Genomic DNA, 19831 nt, shown 5'->3' on the forward strand with positions numbered 1-19831 from the left:
GCGGCGTCGAGCGCGATGCGGCGTGAGAGGGAAGAAGGGCTAAACCTCGAGGTTCTTGAACGCTTCGGGAACCTCCTTGTAGCCGCGCGATCTCACCGCGCCCACGATAAGGCCGATCACCAGCCAGGACACGCCCACCGCATAGGTAAGCGCGCTGAATCCCGTGAACACGTAAGCCAGGATAAGGATGCCGACCCAGGGGCATACCAGGTACTTCACGATATCGCCCAACGTCGTGCGCTTTCCCTCCTTCACCGCGAAAAACCAGAACACCGCGAAGTTCAGCATGATGAACGAAGTCAGTGCTCCGAAATTGACCAGCGTCGCCAGCTCGCCCATGTCCAGGAACAACGACAGCGCGAGCGCGATGCCGCCGATAAAGAGCGCGCCCACATAGGGAGTCTGGAACTTCTGGTGAACCTTGCCGAACACGCTGGGGATGGTTTTATCGCGACCCATGCTGTACAGCAGGCGCGAAGCGGCCGTCTGGGCATTCATGATGTTGGCGATACCCACCGCCACGATATTGATGACCAGCATGATCTTTTGGAACACCGGCCCGCCGATCATCTCGACGCCCACGAAAAAGGCGTTGTCCTGGTCGATATTGCGCCAATCGGGCTGGATGAGGGCCGCGATATAGGTCTGGGCGATGAACACCACGATGATGATGCAGAGCGCGATGATGATGCCCCGGCCGATGTTCTTCTCGGGATGCTCGGTCTCTTCGGCCAGCGTGGAGATGCCGTCGAACCCGAGGAAATTCAACGCGGCGATCGAGATGGCCGCGGCGATGAAATGGGCGTCGATCTTACCCGGCTGATAGATCGGATCGATCGTGAAGGCGCCGGTGCCTCCGCCCCCGGCGATGAACATGCAGCCCAAAGCGACGAAGGCGATAACCGCCAAGATCTCGACCGCGAAGATGACGATATCGACTCCGCGCGTGATAGTGATGCCGCGAATGGTGATGAACGTGTTCAGCGCCACGAAGGCAATGACCCATACGTACCAGGGGCTGCCGGGGACCAGCATAACGCCCCAGTTCGCCACCATCACGTACAGCAGAGCGGGAGTGATGCAGTAATCGAGCAGGATAACCCAACCGGAAATGAATCCGACATGCGGGTTGATGCCGCGCTGCACGTAGGAATACACCGAACCCGCGATGGGAAACCTATTGCTCATACGCATATAGCTGAGCGCCGTGAAGCTGATGGCGATGAAGCCGATGATGTACACGAGCGTCGGCAAACCCTGAGACTGATAATCAACCAGGCCGTAGATCGAATGCGGCGCGATGATAACCATGAACAGAACGCCGTACAGAACCACGTCGCTCAGTCCCAGCGTTCGCCGAAGCTCTTGCCTGTACCCGAATCTCTCGACGCCCTCACCGGGCGTCTGCTGCTCCTTTGCCTGTGCCATATCCTCCCTTTCCTCCTTAAAAACCTTGAAGCCTTATCTAAAACCGCACATCAGCATCGATGAGCGGCTTTATACTGGGATGTTTGGGGGCGCCGAAGCGCAAAGACATCTCGACGTCGCATGGTTTGCAGCCCTGGTTGATCTCCAGATCGCACTGGACCGACATGTACATGTAGGTGTCGGAAGCGCTCCAGCCCGTCGCGCGCATCAGCAGGCGGTGAAGCTCGCATGCGGCGTTGCGGCAAGCTTCTCGGTATTCGGGAGCGCTGGCGTTCACATACCACGCGTCCTTGGTCTCGAGCACCGGCCAATTAAGCTCGTATCCTTTAACAAGGGCGATGCGAACCGTGATGGACGCCGGTATCTCGATTCCCGTTCCGCATATCTCGGAATCGCCCATGGCCGCATGGACATCGCCCATCTGCAGCAGCGCACCTTCGACGCGAACGGGCAGGTACACCCTCGCACCGCGCTCGATGAGCTTGCAATCCATGTTCCCGCCATGGCTTCCGATATACCCGTCGATAACGTCGTCTCCGCTGGGCGCGGTTCCGATCACGCCGATCATCGGACGGATGGGGAAACGAACACCGTTGAAGCAGGCGAAACCCCTCTCGATCCGAACCTTCTTAGTGGCGTACGGCATACCCTCGTAAAGGGGCCCGCAATGATCGTCGGTGGCGATGGTGCCCTCGTCGGCCACATCGATGTCGAGGATATCGACCACCAACACGTCACCGGGTTCGGCGCCCTTGACGAACACCGGCCCTGCGGCAGGGTTGGCCACATCGTAGCCGTAGTCCAAAGACCGCATGGTGACGGACTCGTCCGTAATCCGGTTGGAAAAGCAGTCGAGCGTTTCGAACACCAGGGTCTCCCCGGGATCCGCCCAGGCGCACGGCTGGCTGTCCTTGGAGAATCGGTAAACCTGATCGGTGATGACCTGCATTGCCGCCCCTTTCTGGTAAGAATGCTTTGCGGCATTATGCGCCTCCGCCGTGCGCGCAGCCTGCCGGAAGGGTCCGCAATATGCGTGATCGGGCTCTATATTAGGTTAACGGCACGATCGACCACTTCGGCCGCCATGCGGTCCCACCGAAAGACGGGTATCCTGTGAGAATCATCATCTCTCCCGCGAAAACCATGGTTTCAGGCGACTTTCTCGCGCCGCAGGGCATCCCGATCCTCTGCGAGCGTTCGCGCCTGATCGCCGATGCGCTGCTGTCGATGACGAAGCGAGAGCTGCAGGCGCTGTGGAAATGCAGCGACGTTGTGGCCGATCGCGCGTACGCAAGCACACGGCAGCTCGCGACGTTTGACTGGCTGAACCCGACCAACGCGCGGCTCACTCCCGCCCTGTTCGCCTACGAAGGGCTTCAGTACCAAAGTCTCGCTCCCCGCGTCTTGAGCGAACGCGCACTTGCGTACCTTCAACGGAACCTGCGCATCCTGTCGGGGTTCTACGGCGTCGTCAAACCTTTGGACGGCGTGGTGCCCTACCGCCTCGAAATGCAGGCCAAGCTTTCCGTCGACGGATGCCGCAACCTGTATCAATTCTGGGGCGACGCGCTATTTCGCGAAGTAACGGATGAAGAAGGCCTCGTCGTCAACCTGGCCTCCGCAGAATACGCCAGGACGATGACGCCGTTTTTCGGAAACGGGCGTCCCTGCGCGCTGGTAACCTGCTCGTTTTATGAAAACGACGGAACCGGACGCCTCGTCTCGCGTGCCGCCCATGCGAAGGCGGCACGCGGCAGCTTTGTTCGCTGGTGCGCCGAGAACAATATCGAAAGCGCCGAGGATCTGCCCCGCTTCGACATCGGCTACCGCATCGACGAGGGGCGCTCGAGCGCAACCGAACTCGCATTCGTCCGTACGGACGAGAACGCCCCGTCCCTCACCTGAACCGACGCCCCCGGCAACCCTCTCGGCCCTACAAGCCCCAGCCGGCGGCGTCTTTCTGCAGACTCACCATGCGGGCGAACATGCCGTTTTTCGCAAGCAGGTCGGCCGGCCTGCCCTGCTCGACCACGCGCCCGCGGGAAAGAACCACCACTTTGTCGGCGTTTTCCACCGTGCGCATACGATGCGCGATGACGAGCACGGTTTTACCCCTCAAAAGCTCGCAGAGAGCCGCCTGGATCTGCGTCTCGTTCTCCACATCGAGCGACGCGGTTGCCTCGTCCAGCAAAACGATCGGAGCGTCTTTCAAAAGGGCGCGCGCAATCGATATGCGCTGGCGCTCACCGCCGGACAGGCGCGACCCGTTCTCGCCGATAGGGGTGTCGTACCCCTGGGGAAGACGCTCGACGAACTCGTCGCACATAGCCGCCGCAGCAGCTGCGCGAACCTCCTCGTCGGTCGCATCCATCTTTCCCAAGCGGATGTTTTCCATCACGCTGGCATCGAACAGAACGACCTCTTGAAACACTTCGGCATAATCGGCAAGCAGGGTTTCGGGATCGATCGTCGATATGTCGATGCCGCCCACGAGCACGCGGCCGCCTTCGACGTCCCAGAAACGTGCAGCAAGCTTGGCAACCGTCGACTTCCCTCCTCCCGACGGGCCGACGAGCGCGGTTACCTCGCCCTCTTTCGCCGTGAAGGACACGTCTTCGAGAACCGTCCCGAGATCGTCGGCGTACGAGAACGTCACATGCGAGAATTCGATATCGTGTCCCGCCGGATCAAACGACAGGGCGCCCTCCTGGATGGGCTGCTCCTCGATGGCCCTCATGCGAGCGAGGTTGTGACGCAGGTCGATAAGCTCGGCGGTGGACGCGAGGATCACCGAAGCCGGATCGTACAGGCGTGTGACCACGAGGAGGTAGGCGAAAAAGACGACGAGGCTCGTCGATCCGGCAAGCATGAGGCTCGATCCCACCAGGACGGTGGTGGCAAGGCCGAGGCGCAGAAACGCCTGCGAACTGGACACCACGACCCCGACGCCGATCTCGCAGGCGAACTTCGCCCGCTCGATGCGGCGAGCCCTCTCGCGCAAGTCGGAAAGGGCAGCTTCTATCCGGTTGGTCGAGCGTATCTCGCGGGCGCACTCGATGTACTCCTGCAAACCGTCGATATAGGACAGCGCCGCATCGTTTTTCATCCGTATGCCGCGATCTTGATAGCGAGTCGACAACACCATCGCGCAAACCGCAACGGGAATGGGCCACAAAGCTGCAAGCCCCAAACGCCAATCGAACGCCAAAAGCATGACGGCGACAACGATCGTGGAAATCCCCGCACCTATGAGCTGGGGAATGATATGTGAAAAGATACGCTCCTGATCGGCGCAATCTTTCATGATGACCGCTGTCAGATCCGATAGGTCGCGTTTCCCGAAAAACGACAGGGGAAGCCGTCTCAAGCGCTCGGCGATGAAGATGCGTTTGCGGGCGCTTTCCGCATACACAATCGAATAGGTGTTGTCGTATTCGAAAAGCTGGGTGAGAAACAAAACGACCAGCACCGCAGCGACCGCGGCCAGATACGGCGCCAATCCGGGCAGCGCCGCCGCGGAATCGACCAGGTGCCCCAGAAACGCTTCGGTGCACACGTAAAGGACCATCACCGGCGCCATGAGGGCGAGGTTCGCAAGCGCGCAGGCCGCTGCTCCTTTTTTCAAACAGGCGTACCCTTCTTCGGTCAGAGCGAAAGCCTTACGCAACATCGACCGCACCTCCTCCGATCTTCCACGAGACCGACTTCCGGTAACTCTCCCACAGAGCGGCATACGCCCCCTGAGCGCAAACGAGCTCGTCATGCGCGCCCATCTCCACGATCCGCCCGGCTTTCATAACGCAGATGCGATCGGCGTTCACCACCGTCGACAAGCGATGCGCGATCATGAGAACCGTCTTGCCTGCGCACAGATGGCCCAGCGCCTTCTGGATAAGGATCTCGTTTTCGGGATCGGCGAAAGCGGTCGCCTCGTCGAAGATGACGATGGGGGCGTCTTTCAGAATGGCGCGCGCGATGGCGATGCGCTGGCATTCGCCTCCCGACAGATGCACCCCCTTCGAACCGACCAGCGTGTCGAGACCATCGGGAAACTTGGCGATGATGTCGTCGCACTGAGCCGCCTTGGCCGCCGCCTCCACTTCGGCGTCGGTTGCAGACGGGCGGGCAGCCCGGATGTTGTCGCGCAGGGTCTGTTTGAACAAGCGGTCGTTTTGGAACACGAAGGCGACGTGATCCATAAGGGCGGGCGTCGGAATGAGGCGCACGTCGGCACCCCCGACCTTCACCGTGCCCTCCCCCGCATCCCAGAAACGGGGAAACAAGCTGGCCAGCGTAGTTTTCCCGCTTCCGCTTTCTCCGACGAGGGCAAGCGTTGCGCCGGACTCGACCTCAAGCGACACGCCATCTATCGCGCGGACGTCCGATCCCGGGTACGAGAAGGATACATCGACAAGAGACAGCGACGCATCTTCGGGGTAGCGGGCCTTGTCGGGCGAAACCTCGGTGTAGGGCTCGACGCTCAGAACGCCTTCGATGCGGTTGACCGCATCCTGGGCGACCAGGACGGTTTCGGTGGCATACATGATCTTGGTCAGAGTAGACGTGGTAAACGCCGAGAAGAACACGTAGAAGAGGAAGTTCGTCAGAAACAGCGGAAAGTCGGTCGCCGCATGGGCGAGCAGGATACCCGCCGGAACGAGCACCGCGAACGTCGCGTTGATGGCGACGAGCTGCGCCACCTGAGGGATCTTGCAGAAATCAACGTAGCGCGTCGCCATCCGACGGTACTCTTCGATCGCCTCGTAAAACGAGGTGAACGAACGCACAGTTTGCTGAAACACCTTCACGACGGGGATGCCGCGCACGTACTCGGTCGCGCTTTCGCTCATGCGCGTGAGGGCGGCTTGGTATTTGCCCATGAAGTAACGCCCGCCCTCGGGAACGTCGCGACCCATCATCCACCACATGGAAAACGCGGACACGAAGATGGGGACCAGGCACATCAAACCCATCACCCAGTCGAAGACGAACATGCACGCGATAAACGCAAGCGGTGCAACCAGCGAGCCCACGAAATCGGGGAGCTTATGGGCGATCATATCCTCGGTCTGGGCAGCCGACATGTCTATGACGCGCCTCAGCTGCCCCGACGAATGGGAATCGAAATACCCCAACGGTACGCGTGAGAGATGCTCGGCGCAGCGGTTGCGCATGTTCAACGCGATGCGAAACGCGCACATGTGAGTAAGCAGAAGCCCTGCGGCGTAAACGAAGATGCCCGCGGCCACCGCGACGAACGCTCCCCAGACATAACCCTGCACGGCGCCCGCTTCTTCCCAGCGGGGGGCCACCTGAACGAACTCGCGCATCACGAACCACACAAGCACGTAGGGAACGACGCCGAGAATCCCGCTGGCCGCCGAGAGGACGGATCCGACGACGGCGAAGCCCTTCCGGTCTTCGGCGAATTCCAAAAGCTGGAGAACGGGGTTGCGCCCGCCCTTTTCCTCCTCGCCTCTCTCGTTCATGAGAACACGCCTCCTTTACCGGGAAATCTTGGAGAAATGCTTCGCGAACACCTTGGTGCCGATGAGGCCTCCCAGCGCGCAGAGCACAGGGGTTGCCGCCATGGTGGCGAAGAACAAAGGCGAGCGCGACCACGACACCAGCCCCTCCCCGTATTCGCGCGTCATGCCCATCCGCACGATCTCCTCGACGTAGCTATCGCCCGCCAGGAGAAGGAGCGAGACGTGACCGACCCACCAGCACAGGACGAAGGCCGCAAACGACGCGATGACGGCCGCTTTCGACCGCTTCCCCAAGCCAAGGATCGCCTCGGCGACAGCGCCTCCCGCAAGCATGCCCACCGGACCGGTCCAGAACATGCCCATGAGATAGGCGACAAGCGCCATGAGAGCGCCCGTCGCAAGCGCAGCGCCCCGCTTGGGAACGCGCATCATGAGATACACCCAGGGGATGCCCACGACGATGCCCCCGATGCCGTGCGTGGCGAAAGCCGTGTTGGTGTTGAAGCTCATAACGATCGCTAAGACCATCATGAACAGGAACATCACCACGGTGAATGCCGCTATGACGATGAAGTCCTTGGCGACGAGACGGCCCTGCGACCCCGTCTTCACCACCGCATTGAAACTCCGATCAGACATATTCTCACTCCTTTTCTCTCAGTGCGCCGAACCCGAAGCGTCGTTTGACCCTCGCGGCGCCTTCTTCATCCAGAGGATAGGCACGCAAAACGCGCCCTTCCTCCAACTCGATCACCCGATCGCACGCCGCCGTCAGGAACTCGTAGTCGTGAGTGACCACGATCGCGGAGGTCCCTTGGCAGGCTGCGCGGCGCACGAGGCGTGCGACGGCCGCCATGTTGGCAAGGTCCAGACCGCTCGTCGGTTCGTCTAAAACCATGACCGGGGTGCGCCGCGCCGCCGCGGCGGCGATGGCAAGGCGCTGGCGCTGTCCACCCGACAGTGAAAGCGGATGGCGCTCGCGCATGCCGCCAAGCGAAAACGCGCCGAGAAGCCCCTCGACCTCGGCCGCAAGACGCCCGGCTTCGTCATCGCCTCCGCAGCGCGAGCAACGCCGCTCGCCCGAAAGCAGGGAGCACTCGATCTCGCCCGCGACGCTGTCGGAGAACAGCTGGTAGCCGGGTTCCTGCATGACCAGGTGGACAAGATCGGGACGTTTTCCCAAACCGACAGGGCGGCCGCCGACGGCCACGCTTCCCGACCGTTCGCGCTCCAAACCCGCAAGGCAGCGCAGAAGCGTGGTCTTGCCCGCGCCGTTGGGACCGATCAAGCCGACAACCTCTCCTCCCTTGCAGCAAAGCGACGCGTCCTCCAGCGCCTCTCGCCCTTTGCGCCCGTAGCGCACCGTCAGCCCCTGCACCTCGATGTCGGCGGCTCCGGATGAAAAGCGGCGGTTCGGCTTTTCATCCGGAAAGGCATCTTCGGCGCCTCTGACGAACGAGCGCATCCGATCCATCTCGTCAACCGACCATGCGCGCATGCCCCGGCTCGCGCGCTCGGAAAACGCAAGGGCGGCGTACTGATCGCCCGTCCAGTCGCCTGCAACTTTCCCGCGCTCCATGAACACCACGCGATCGGCCACCCCGCGCAACCACCAAAGGCGGTGCTCGGACACCAGCACGGTCCTGCCTTCCCGTTTGAGGCGCTCGATGGACCGGGCCAGGCGAATCATGCTGGGCACATCCAACGATGCGGTGGGTTCGTCCAAAACGAGGACGGAGGGATCCACGGCGTGGGCCGAGGCGATGACCACCGACTGGCGCTGGCCTCCGGAAAGCTCGTCGATCGTGCGAAACAGCAAGGGCTCTATGCGCAGGGCGCATGCGCTGTCGGCGACCCTTCGGATCATCTCCTGCCGCTCGATACCCAGGTTCTCGCATCCGAACGCGATCTCGGAAACAACGTCTTGGTTCACGAACTGGCTGCGCGGGTTCTGGAACACCGTTCCCACGCTTGTCCCGATCCACGACGCGCAGACATCGGCGAGGTCGTTTCCCTCGACGTGCACGCGTCCTGTCATAGACCCTTCGTAGATATGGGGGACAAGGCCGTTGACCAGGTGCGTGAGCGTCGTCTTCCCGCACCCCGACGCACCCGTCACCACCACGCATCGCCCGCGTTCGACCCGAAGGGAAACGTTGTCGAGGGCAGGTTCGCTCTGTCCTTCGTACCAAAACGACACGCCCTCGATGTCGATCGCGCAATCGCCACGCGAAACCGCCGCCATGTCAGCCCATCCTCTCGACGACCGCCGCGATCGCAAGGAGCGCCGTAGCGGCAAGAGCCACCTTGTCGGCCGGAGACAGGAAAAGCTCGTAAAGCGACGTGCGCCCAGCATGCGATTCGGCTCCGCGCGACGTGACGGCGTTGCCCAGCTCGTCGGCCACCGTTGCTATGCGGTGCAGATAGGGAACCATGAACCGCTCGAACAGCGCCGCCGGATCGCGGGCGAACGACACCGGGGTAAGCGCCATGCCGCGCGATCTCAAAGCTTCGCGCACCGCGCGGGCCTCGCTGCGCGCAGTGGGAAAGAAGCGCAGGGCCACGCCCAACGCGATCGTCATGCGCAGGGGAACCCCGCACCTCGTCAAAGCAGCCGCCAGCTCCCCGAAGCGCGTGGAGGTTACGAACAGCACCCCGAACGCAGCGGGAGGCATCACGCGCCACATCATCAGCAGCGTCGATACGTATACGGAAAGCTCGACGGAAAGGGCCATGAGGGCAGACATCGCAGCGCGCATCAGAACGAACGCAACCAGCCAGCTCAGGGCCATTCGATAGCGGCCGCAACGCAGCATGCAGGCGAAGGAGAAGAAAAAGGCCGCAGCCACCACGATAAAGCTCGGAGAGATCGCCACCGCGGCGTTGAGACCCACCAGCGCGACAAGCGACACGCGCGGATCGAGACGGCCGCGCGCCGACCCAGACAGCCGTTCCCTCATATCGGTTTGAAGCGTCGAAGACGCGCTCGACGCGCACGCTGTCGCCATAGGTGACTCCCGAACCTCAAGGGTCTCTCCGCGAACCGCTCGAGGCTCATCCAAGCCCCCGCAACAGACCGCCCTCGAAGAAACCGCATCGTTTATCGGCTACCAATCTAGAGCTGCGGCTAAAAAATAAACTAGTGCTAACATTTAAGGGGATATATTCGGCTAAGTGTTGGGGATGTTGGGCAAAGCGAGACGAGACGAAAGGAACCGTGTGACATCGTTTGCACTCGAAGACAACCTGAGGGCCCTTTACGAACCCCAGCTGGAACAACTCGGTATGCCCGTCGTCCAAGACCGACTGGGGCTCATCGCCCAGGGAGCGCGCGACTGGGGGTACGGCTACCTGCGCACGCTGCCCATCACCAAAAACGCCGCCCTGTTCTTCCTCGATCTGAACGTGATATCCCCCCAGACCATATCCCCAAAATCGGTCCCCTACGCATGCGCCGCTCTGATGAGCCACCAGTCGGTGCGAAACTTCCCGCTTCCCTTCAAAGAGGTCGAACAGGGGCAAGACGCCATCGCGGCCTTCGCCTACGCGGAGGAAAGCAAGCCTTTCGTCATCGAAGGCGGCACGACGTACCGATCGGCATCCTTTTGCTACCTCCCCTCGTTCTTCGACGATATGAACGAACGGTTCAAAGACGGCTTCGACACCTTGTTCGCAGAGCTGTCGAGAACACCCGCCGACGAGGTGCCCGGAGAACTTGCCACGATCATGGCATCGTTGGCAGTCGAACGCACGTTTCGCCCCGGAGCGCTTCCCTACTTCCAAAGCAAGGGATTTCTCGTGGCCGCGATCCTCAACGACTACGCGAAGGGCAAGGCCGAAGCGGACAACGGCCTGGGCTGCGACCGCCAAGCCCGCATGGTCGGGAATGCGCGGTCGATCATAGAACGCGACCTCGCGCGACCCCCCTCGGTGTCCGCGCTTGCCGAACAGCTCTACGTCAGCAGAAGCTACCTATGCGCAGCCTTCAAGCGGGAAACGGGGACGACCATCTCGGAATGGGTGCGCAAAGCGCGGATCGAACGTGCGACGGCCATGATGGAAAATCCCGCCAACAGCCTTTCCCATATCGCACGCAGCGTAGGGTTCGAGCACCTCAGCAGCTTCTCGAAAGCTTTCCGCAGAGAAACCGGCGCCTGTCCCACCGAGTGGCGTCGCAACCGCTAGCCAACCGAAGCCCGCTTTCGCCGTTTTGCCGCGCGCAGACGAGGCGTGTTGACCGCTACAATGACCACCGATACTGCTTCATCGTTTCCTGGACACCCACAGATTCAAAGGAACCAGAGAGGAGGGATTCGTGGACTACGGCGCCATGCTCGAGTACCTGCCGCTCTACGCCCACGCCGCGCTTCTCACGCTGCGCATCGGCTGGATAGGCATCGCGGGCTCGATCGTCATCGGACTGGTTTCGGCACTCGTCACCTCCTTCCGAGTTCCGATCCTGCATAGGATCGTACGGGTCTACGTCGAGCTGTTCCGCAACACACCCCTGCTCATTCAGTTGTTCTTCATATATTTCGGGCTGCCGCGCCTCGGATTGCCCGTCGATGCCGAACTATGCGGATGCCTGGGGTTGGCGCTTCTGGGAGGCGCCTACATGGCCGAGACCTTCCGCAGCGGACTGGAAGCGGTCGAGACCGGCCAGACCGAAAGCGCCCTGTCGCTCGGTATGAGTCGACGCCAGGTCATGCACCATATCGTGCTTCCCCAAGCCATCGCGCTCAGCATCCAATCGTTCGTTGCCAACGTGATATTTCTACTGAAGGAAACCAGCGTGTTTTCCGCTATCAGCCTGCTCGATCTGATGTTCGTCGCGAAGGACCTCATCGGCCTGTACTACGACACCACCGAATGCCTCGTGATGCTGGTTCTGTTCTACCTGATGATCATCGTGCCGGTTTCCATCGCGGGAACCATCCTCGAGAGGAGGTTGCGCTATGGAGCTTTTGGGGCTTGACGTCCTTCTCAAGGGAGCCAACGCGGCGCGTCTCCTTCAAGGTCTGCTGGTCGCAGTAGAGATAAGCGTCGTTTCGGTCGTCGTCAGCATCGCGCTCGGACTGCTCTTCGGCGTTTTCATGACATGGAGGAACCCGGCGGCTCGCTTCGTAAGCCGCCTCTACCTTGAAACCGTGCGCATCATGCCGCAACTGGTCTTGCTGTTCGTCGTGTTCTTCGGAGCCACGCGCGTATTGCATGCGAACCTCTCCGCCGAGGCTTCGGCCATCATCGTGTTCAGCTTCTGGGGAATCGCCGAGATGGGCGATTTGGTTCGCGGAGCGCTCGGAAGCATCCCGGCCCAGCAATACCAAAGCGCCCGCGCGCTTGGAATGACCGATGTGCAGATGTACCGGCACATCATCGTGCCCCAAACGCTACGCCGGCTCGCCCCTCTGTCCATCAACCTGGTCACCCGCATGATCAAAACCACGTCGCTCGTCATGATGATCGGAGTGGTAGAAGTGATGAAAGTCGGACAGCAGATCATCGAGGCAAACCGAATGATCAGCCCCAATGCCGTATTCGGCATCTACGGCACGATATTTGCCCTGTATTTCCTCATATGCTGGCCCATCAGCCTGCTGGCGGGCAAACTCGAGAAGAAATGGAGCATGTAGATGAGCGAGACGCCCGTACTGCGCATCGCGCACCTGCGCAAAGCCTACGGCGACAACGTCGTTCTGAAAGACATCAGCCTCGATGTCGATCAGGGCGAGGTCGTCGTCATCGTCGGCCCCTCAGGATGCGGCAAGTCCACGTTTCTACGATGTATCAACGGGCTCGAGGATATCCAGGGGGGCACGATCGAGCTTGACGGAAAACCCATCGACGGGTCTTCGAAGGGCATCGCGGCCGTTCGCCAGCGCATCGGGATGGTGTTCCAAAGCTACGATCTGTTCCCCCATAAGACGGTCATGGAAAACATCACGCTTTCGCCCCTGGTGGTGCAGAGGCGCAGCAAGGCCGACGTCGTGCGCGAAGCCGAGTCTCTTCTCGAGCGCGTGGGGCTCATCGATAAGCGCGATGCGTATCCGCGCGAGCTTTCGGGAGGCCAGAAGCAGCGCGTCGCAATCGCGCGGGCCCTTGCCATGAAACCCGAGGCGATGCTGCTCGACGAGATCACCGCCGCCCTCGATCCCGAAATGGTGCGCGAAGTGCTCGACGTCATCCTCGATTTGGCGCGGGAGGGAAAGACGATGCTCATCGTCACCCACGAGATGTCGTTCGCCCGCGCCGTAGCCGACCGCGTGCTGTTCTTCGACGGCGGCGAGGTGGTCGAGCAAGGCGATCCCGAGCGGTTCTTCACCCAACCGAAAACCGAGCGGGCCAAACGTTTCCTGCGCACCTTCACGTTCGAGGCCGTCAAACACCGCGAGCCCTCATAGCGCAAACCCGCCCCATCGATGAAACGACACGCCGTGGGGCCCCGATGAACCAGACAGACGATGCGAAAGAGAGGTACGTGAACATGTTTGGAGCCAACAAGAGAACGAAAGCCGCCCTTGCCGCGCTGGCAACGGCGGCGCTGGCGACTGCGCTGCTTGCCGGATGCGCCATCAAAGACGCCGGAGGTCCCGCAGGCAACAGCCCTCGCAGCGTCGAGCAGATCAAAGAGTCCGGCACCGTGCGCATCGGCGTGTTTTCCGATAAGAGCCCCTTCGGTTACGTGGACGAGCACGGCAGCTACGCCGGATACGACATCGAGCTCGCCAACAGGATCGGTGAGGATCTGGGCGTGAAGGTCGAATTCGTCTCCACCGAAGCGGCCAACCGCGTCGAGTACCTGCAGACGAACAAGGTCGATATCATCCTGGCGAACTTCACCGTCACCGACGAGCGCGCCCAGCAGGTCGATTTCGCCGCACCCTACATGAACGTGGCTTTGGGAGTGGTGTCGCGCACCGACAACCCGATCACCGACATGGCGCAGATCGGTCCGAACGACGAGGTCATCGTCATTTCGGGAACCACCGCCGAAACCTACCTCACCAAGAACATGCCCAACGTGAAGATGAAGAAGTTCGACACTTACGCCAGCGCCAAAACCGCCTTCGAAAACGGTGAAGGCGTGGCCTGGGCCAATGACAACACCGAGGTGATCGCTTTCGCGAAGGCCGACGCAGGCAGGTACGTGGTGGGCATCGACGCGCTCGGAAACGCCGACACCATCGCTCCGGCCGTGACCAAGGGCAACGACTCGCTGCGTTCCTGGCTCAACGACGAACTTGCATCCCTGGGCTCCCAGCGCTTCTTCCACGACGCTTACGACAAGACCCTCGCCGCCACGTACGGCGAAGCCTACCGAGACACCCTCGTCGTAGAGCCGAAGTAACCCTGAATTCGAGGACCCTGCTGAAAACCCGTGATGACGCGGCCTTCCCGGTTCCCGGGAAGGCCGCGTTTTTTGTTAACTTGTCGCTCCGCAGACCGAAACCGCCCCCTCTGCAGCGGCTTTTACCGTATGCTTATGCGCGAGCATACGCTGCGTTCGCTTTCCCTCGAACGCACCTAGTCGATGCGAACCCGATGCCCTACGGAAGGATGGATCCATGTCCAAGATCTCGGAGATCTACGGCTCAAACGTCTTCGATAAACGCACCATGCGCGAAAAACTGCCTTCTGCAACCTACAAGAGCCTTTTGAAGACTATAGACGCAGGCGAGCCGCTCGATCTGGACGTGGCCAACGTCGTGGCCCACGCGATGAAGGAATGGGCCATCGAGAAGGGCGCCACCCACTTCACTCACTGGTTCCAACCTCTGTCGGGCACGACTTCCGAAAAGCACGATGCCTTCCTCTCTCCCGAGGAAAACGGCTCGGCCATCACCAGTTTCTCGGGCAAAGAGCTGATCCAGGGAGAACCCGACGCCTCCAGCTTTCCCTCGGGCGGCCTGCGCGCCACGTTCGAGGCGCGCGGTTACACCGCATGGGATCCCACCAGCTACGCCTTCATCAAAGACGAGGTGCTGTGCATCCCCACGGCGTTTTGCAGCTACACCGGCGAAGCGCTCGACAAAAAGACGCCGCTTCTGCGTTCGATGGACGCGCTTGAAAGCCAGGCCCGCCGCGTGTTGGCTCTGTTCGGAGAAAACCCCCGGCGCATACTGACCACCATCGGCGCCGAACAGGAATTCTTCCTCATCTCAGAAAAAGACTACGCCGCCCGCGAAGATCTGGTGCTTACCGGGCGCACGCTGTTCGGCGCCCCTCCCTGCAAGGGCCAGGAACTCGAAGAACACTACTTCGGAGCCATTCGCCCCACGGTCAACAACTTCATGAAAGAGCTGGACGAAGAGCTGTGGGCGCTCGGCATCCCCGCGCGCACCAAGCACAACGAGGTCGCGCCCGCCCAGCACGAACTGGCGCCCATCTTCTCGAACGCGAATCGGGCGATCGACGAGAACCTGCTGACCATGGAGAAGATGCGCCTGCTCGCATCCAATCACGGCCTGGCCTGCCTGTTGCACGAAAAGCCCTTCGAAGGCATTAACGGCTCGGGCAAGCACGACAACTGGTCGATGAGCGCCGACGGCAAGAACCTGCTGGATCCGGGCGAGAATCCCAGCGAGAACCTGCGCTTCCTGGTGTTCCTCACCGCCGTCATCGAGGCGGTGGACAACTACCAGGAGCTCTTGCGCATGTCGGTGGCGTCTGCCGGCAACGACCACCGTCTCGGAGCCCATGAGGCGCCGCCCGCCATCATGTCCATCTTCCTGGGCGACGAGCTGGGCGCCATCATGGAATCCCTCGTCAACGGGGCAGAATACAAAAACGCCGGCCAAGTCGCCATGGATCTGGGCGTAGCGGTGCTGCCCAACTTCCTAAAGGACAACACCGATCGCAACCGCACCAGCCCCTTCGCATTCACGGGCAACAAGTTCGAGTTCCGCGCCCCGGGCTCCAACGTGAACCTCGCCGACGCGAACACCTGTCTGAACACCGCCGTGGCGAAATCCCTGAAAGGATTCGCCGACGCACTTGCCAGCACGCCGCCAGCTCAGTTCGAAGCGGCCGCCATCTCCTACGTCAAGCAGTCCCTTACCGACCACCAGCGCATCGTGTTCAACGGCAACGGCTATTCCCGGGAATGGGAACGCGAAGCGCAGCGCCGCGGCCTGGCCAACCACCGCAACACCGCCGAAGCGCTGCCCAGCTACATCGACCCGAAGAGCATCGCGCTGTTCGAGGAATTCGGCGTGCTCACCGAAAACGAGGTACGCAGCCGCTACGAGGTGAAGCTGGAAAAATACACCAAACTGCTCAATATCGAATGCCGCGTCATGAAGCGCATGGCGCGCCGCACCTACATTCCCGCCATCAGCCGCTACGCCTCCGACACCGCAGAAGGCGTAGCGCGCCTCGAAGCGATCGGAATCGAGTGTTCGTCCCAAAAAGAGCTTGCCAAGCGCCTGGCCGATGGCATCGTCGCTGCAGCCGCGGCCACCAACGAGCTGCACGAACTGCATACGAAAGCCGCGGCCATGGAGGACAAGCAGCAGGCCGCCGACTTCTACGCCGACACGGTGGTTCCCGCGATGAGAAAGCTACGCAGCGTCATCGACGGCCTGGAGATCATCACCAGCCGCGATTACTGGCCTGCGCCGTCGTACAACAACCTGCTGTTCTACGTGTAGGATCCTCACCTGCAGCCGATGCGCTCCCGTGCGGGGGCATCTGATTCTTCGCGCCCCGTCTGCCCGAGCGCTCGGGCAGACGGGGCGCAGTGCCTTTCAGGCTACTCGTCTTCGGATGCCGCGCGCGCAGCTGCCTCCTCGAACTTCGCCCTCATCGTGGGGTTGCCTCTCGTGAGCTTTTTCACCGTTATATCTTCGAGCTTGCGGTTCGCCAGATCGATGTTCCTGTCCGAACTGGTAAGCTCCGCCTTTATCTTCTCGAGCTTCTTGATGGTGGCGTCGATGTCGTCGATGGCGGCTTGGAACTTGCGTCGCGCGATGTCGACGTTTCTACCGAACTTCTCCTTCATGCCGTCAAGCTGATCTTCGAAGTTGGATACGTCGATGTTCTGCTGTCGCACGCGCGCGAGCTCGCGGCGGTACGAAAGCGACTTCATGGACGCGTTGCGGATGAGCGTGATCATGGGAATGAAGAACTGCGGGCGAATAACGTACATCTTCTCGTAACCCGACTCGTAGGACACGTCCACGATTCCCGTGTTGTAATACTCGCTGTCGCGCTCGAGCAGCGACACGAGCACCGCATACTCGCATCCCTTGTTCCTGCGATCTTGATCGAGCTTCTTGAAATGGTCTTCGTTGCGCTTGCGGTGCGCCGAGCTCTCGGACTCGTTTTTCATCTCGAACATGATGGAGACGACCTCGATGCCGTCCTCATCGATCTCGCGGTATACGTAGTCGCCCTTGCTTCCGTCCACCACCTCGTTGTCCTTGCCGAAACAAGCCCGCTGAAACCCCGTGGCGCGCAGCTTGTTGAACTCCGTTTCGCAGAAGCGCTCGAGACTCTCGCCCACCATCTTGGTGGAAAGCTCGGCGCGCATGCGCCGGATTCCCTCGATCTCCCGATCGCGCAGGGCTATGGCCTCGTCTTTCGCACGCAGCTGGATGGACAGTTCGCTCTGATGGGCTTGCTTGAGACGCTCCATATCCGCTCGGTCGCGTTCGATCCGAGCAGCCAGCTCGTCGCGCGCACGCTCGGCTTCGCGCAGCTCGTCCTTCATCGCTTCGGACGCCCGCGCAACCGCAAGCTCGGACTGCATGCGCGCGTGATCCGCCTGAGACTCCAGCTGCGCGGTGAGCTTCTCGACCAGCGAGCGGCTTTCTGCCAGCTGTTCGCGCAGCAGGCTCTCGGCGCGGGCCACTGCGGTCTTCTCGCGCTCGGAAAACGCCCGCTGCTCGATCTCGATGCGCTCGGCCACCTCGCGCCTGAATTCCCGGTCGCGCACCTGGCGCACCAGGTCGGCGTACCCGCTTTCGTCAACCGTGAATGCTTGGCCGCAATGGGGGCATACGATCTCGCCCATATCGAACTCCTCTCGTTTTTCGCTTTCGCTCCATTATCCCCTCTTCGGGTGCGGGCAGCGATGAGGAAGCGCCGAATGAGAAGACGGATCAGTCGCCGAGGAATTTGGGGGGCAGCACGTAGCCGGGACGCAGGTTCGCATACATCGCTTCGGCAGGCTGGATGGTCTTCGACGCGAGTATCTTCGACGTTCCGTGCGCCAGTATGCGCCCCTCTCCGTCGAACACGTCGCACTCACATAGAATGACGGTTCCGCCCATCTTCACCACGCGGCCTTCGTAAGAAACGCGGTCTCCCGCAGTGCAGGACCTCAGATAATCGCCGTGCACGTCAAGCGTCGTTGCGCCCATGCCTTCGGGAAGCAGCGCATACATCGCCCAGTACGTGATATTGTCGATCAGACTGGCGAACATGCCCCCGTGCATGCCGCCGAACGCGTTGAGGTGCGTCCGTTCGACGGTCAAACCGCCGCGCGCGTACCCTTCGCCCAGCTCGTTCACTTCGATACCGAGGGCCTGCAGATACGGGCTCTCGTTGATCAGCTCGAGCACCTCTGAAACCCATGCCGGATTAAGCTCTTTAGCCATCGTCAACCTTCCTGCATTCTGGAGAAATCGCATGCACGTCTATCTTATGCGGCGCGAGGCCGCTTGTTAATTGTCCGATGCGGCCATTCTGCCCTAAAACCGATCGCATCTCGGAAAACTCATCTCGCTCTTTCCCCGATATCCTGCCGTATTCGGATATTCGTCCAACTTATATAACGTTACGAGAACTAAGTAATCTATTGAACAGATAACAAATGGTCGGAAATACCAATAAGCAAAACTGTTGTATCTGAAGTTCGGGAGTCTTAGCATGGCACACGCAAACTTGAACGACGAACGAACGGCCTTGTCGGCCCAATGGAAAGGATATGCCATGACCTATCAGATCTCCCGTCGCGGATTCGCAAGGATCGCGGGGATAAGCGCCGGAGCAGCCGCACTCGCCGGATTCGGCCTCGTCGGCTGCTCCGGCGCCCCCGAAGGCACCAAGGCCACCGGAAGCGCTCGCAAGACCATTAAAATCGCCGCCAGCCCGACGCCCCATGCCGAAATCCTCAGCGGAGCCGTGAAGCCCCTGCTCGAAGGGAAGGGCTATACGCTTCAGATCGACGAGTTCAACGACTACGTCCAGCCGAACCTCGCCGTCCAAGAGGGCGAGGAGAACGCCAACTACTTCCAGCACCAGCCCTACCTCGATAACTTCAACAAAGAGAACGGCACCGATCTGATAGTCGTGGCGGCCATCCACTACGAACCCTTCGGCTTGTACGCCGGTAAGAAGAAATCGCTGTCCGAGCTTTCCGCGGGCGACCAGGTAGCCGTACCAAGCGATGCCACCAACGAGGCGCGGGCCCTGCTTCTCTTGCAGCAGGAGGGCATCATCAAGCTGAAAGACGGTGCGGGAATCGAGGCCACCGTGAACGACATCGCGGAAAACCCGCTGAACCTTTCGTTCAAGGAGCTGGAAGCCGCGCAGGTGTCCCGATCGCTTCGGGACGTCGCCATCGCCGCCATCAACGCCAACTACGCCATCGAGGCGGGGCTGAGCGTATCCAAAGACGCCCTGGCGGTCGAGAGCGCCGAAGGCAAAGCGGCCAGCACATATGCCAACATTTTGTGCGTGAAGAGGGGAAGCGAAAACGACGAGGGCATCAAGGCGCTGGTCGAGGCGCTGCGCTCGGATGAAGTGCGCGATTTCATCAACGCAACGTTCGACGGAGCCGTCCTCCCCGTCTTCTAGGCGCCGCCTGGAAATGCCGTAATCTCGTCTGCAGGATCCGCCTATCCGCATAACCCAAAGAGGTGCCCAGGGAGTCTTCCCTCGGCACCTCTGCTTGCTTTTTCGCATATTGC

General features: G+C 61.0%; 17 protein-coding genes. 8 read left to right on the forward strand and 9 right to left on the reverse strand.

Going from position 1 to position 19831, the window contains the following annotated elements:
- Window positions 1-39: 39 nt before the first annotated feature.
- Together EIH26_RS06890 and EIH26_RS06895 are read right to left on the reverse strand one after the other, a co-directional pair.
- Window positions 40-1428 carry an APC family permease gene (locus EIH26_RS06890; RefSeq protein ID WP_124061473.1) on the reverse strand — a complete coding sequence of 463 codons (1389 nt, stop codon included), beginning with the start codon at window positions 1426-1428 and terminating at the stop codon, window positions 40-42.
- A gap of 37 nt (window positions 1429-1465) precedes the next feature.
- Window positions 1466-2377 (reverse strand): acetamidase/formamidase family protein, encoded by a 912-nt coding sequence (locus tag EIH26_RS06895; protein WP_124061474.1) that lies wholly within the window; start codon window positions 2375-2377, stop codon window positions 1466-1468.
- A 164-nt stretch (window positions 2378-2541) separates the two neighbouring features.
- On the opposite strand from EIH26_RS06895, the gene yaaA reads away from it, so the two are divergent.
- Window positions 2542-3333, forward strand: a complete 792-nt coding sequence (yaaA, locus tag EIH26_RS06900; protein ID WP_124061475.1) for a peroxide stress protein YaaA — start codon at window positions 2542-2544, stop codon at window positions 3331-3333.
- Window positions 3334-3361: 28 nt separating this feature from the next.
- Here yaaA and EIH26_RS06905 read toward each other — a convergent pair whose 3' ends face one another.
- From EIH26_RS06905 to EIH26_RS06925, 5 genes are read right to left on the reverse strand one after another with little or no spacing between them, the layout of a single operon-like run.
- Window positions 3362-5098, reverse strand: a complete 1737-nt coding sequence (locus tag EIH26_RS06905) for an ABC transporter ATP-binding protein (protein ID WP_124061476.1) — start codon at window positions 5096-5098, stop codon at window positions 3362-3364.
- The gene (locus EIH26_RS06910) at window positions 5088-6917 is read right to left on the reverse strand and encodes an ABC transporter ATP-binding protein (RefSeq protein WP_124061477.1); all 1830 of its coding nucleotides are present in this window, start codon (window positions 6915-6917) and stop codon (window positions 5088-5090) included. Before EIH26_RS06910 ends, EIH26_RS06905 begins: the two co-directional genes overlap by 11 nt.
- Before the next feature lie 15 nt (window positions 6918-6932).
- Entirely contained in the window at window positions 6933-7556 is a 624-nt protein-coding gene (locus EIH26_RS06915; protein ID WP_124061478.1) for an MptD family putative ECF transporter S component, read from the reverse strand.
- A gap of 4 nt (window positions 7557-7560) precedes the next feature.
- Window positions 7561-9162, reverse strand: a complete 1602-nt coding sequence (locus EIH26_RS06920) for an ABC transporter ATP-binding protein (protein ID WP_164471007.1) — start codon at window positions 9160-9162, stop codon at window positions 7561-7563.
- 1 nt (window position 9163) lies between these two features.
- Window positions 9164-9925, reverse strand: a complete 762-nt coding sequence (locus EIH26_RS06925) for an energy-coupling factor transporter transmembrane protein EcfT (protein ID WP_124061480.1) — start codon at window positions 9923-9925, stop codon at window positions 9164-9166.
- A gap of 211 nt (window positions 9926-10136) precedes the next feature.
- Between EIH26_RS06925 and EIH26_RS06930 the strand changes: the two genes are divergently transcribed.
- The 6 genes from EIH26_RS06930 (at window position 10137) to EIH26_RS06955 (ending at window position 16567) form a co-directional block, all read left to right on the forward strand.
- Window positions 10137-11102, forward strand: a complete 966-nt coding sequence (locus EIH26_RS06930) for an AraC family transcriptional regulator (RefSeq protein WP_164471009.1) — start codon at window positions 10137-10139, stop codon at window positions 11100-11102.
- A gap of 130 nt (window positions 11103-11232) precedes the next feature.
- Window positions 11233-11892: an amino acid ABC transporter permease gene (locus EIH26_RS06935; RefSeq protein ID WP_124061482.1), complete on the forward strand. Its 660-nt coding sequence runs from the start codon at window positions 11233-11235 to the stop codon at window positions 11890-11892.
- The gene (locus EIH26_RS06940) at window positions 11873-12550 is read left to right on the forward strand and encodes an amino acid ABC transporter permease (protein WP_124061483.1); all 678 of its coding nucleotides are present in this window, start codon (window positions 11873-11875) and stop codon (window positions 12548-12550) included. Before EIH26_RS06935 ends, EIH26_RS06940 begins: the two co-directional genes overlap by 20 nt.
- Window positions 12551-13318, forward strand: a complete 768-nt coding sequence (locus EIH26_RS06945) for an amino acid ABC transporter ATP-binding protein (RefSeq protein WP_124061484.1) — start codon at window positions 12551-12553, stop codon at window positions 13316-13318.
- Between the two features lie 44 nt (window positions 13319-13362).
- Window positions 13363-14265 (forward strand): transporter substrate-binding domain-containing protein, encoded by a 903-nt coding sequence (locus tag EIH26_RS06950; protein ID WP_206424696.1) that lies wholly within the window; start codon window positions 13363-13365, stop codon window positions 14263-14265.
- Between the two features lie 217 nt (window positions 14266-14482).
- Window positions 14483-16567, forward strand: coding sequence for a glutamine synthetase III (locus tag EIH26_RS06955; RefSeq protein ID WP_124061485.1), 2085 nt, complete (start codon window positions 14483-14485; stop codon window positions 16565-16567).
- A gap of 101 nt (window positions 16568-16668) precedes the next feature.
- On the opposite strand, the gene EIH26_RS06960 is transcribed toward EIH26_RS06955, so the two are convergent.
- Both EIH26_RS06960 and EIH26_RS06965 read right to left on the reverse strand, forming a co-directional pair.
- On the reverse strand, window positions 16669-17931 hold the full coding sequence (locus EIH26_RS06960; protein WP_124061486.1) for a DUF2130 domain-containing protein: 1263 nt from the start codon (window positions 17929-17931) through the stop codon (window positions 16669-16671).
- Between the two features lie 88 nt (window positions 17932-18019).
- Window positions 18020-18517 carry a PaaI family thioesterase gene (locus EIH26_RS06965; RefSeq protein ID WP_164471010.1) on the reverse strand — a complete coding sequence of 166 codons (498 nt, stop codon included), beginning with the start codon at window positions 18515-18517 and terminating at the stop codon, window positions 18020-18022.
- Between the two features lie 334 nt (window positions 18518-18851).
- Here EIH26_RS06965 and EIH26_RS06970 point away from each other — a divergent pair, with 334 nt between their 5' ends.
- Complete coding sequence (locus EIH26_RS06970) at window positions 18852-19718, forward strand: MetQ/NlpA family ABC transporter substrate-binding protein (RefSeq protein WP_124061488.1); 867 nt, start codon at window positions 18852-18854, stop codon at window positions 19716-19718.
- Window positions 19719-19831: the final 113 nt, after the last annotated feature.

It is taken from the genome of Gordonibacter sp. Marseille-P4307 (assembly GCF_900604965.1).
GTDB lineage: Bacteria > Actinomycetota > Coriobacteriia > Coriobacteriales > Eggerthellaceae > Berryella.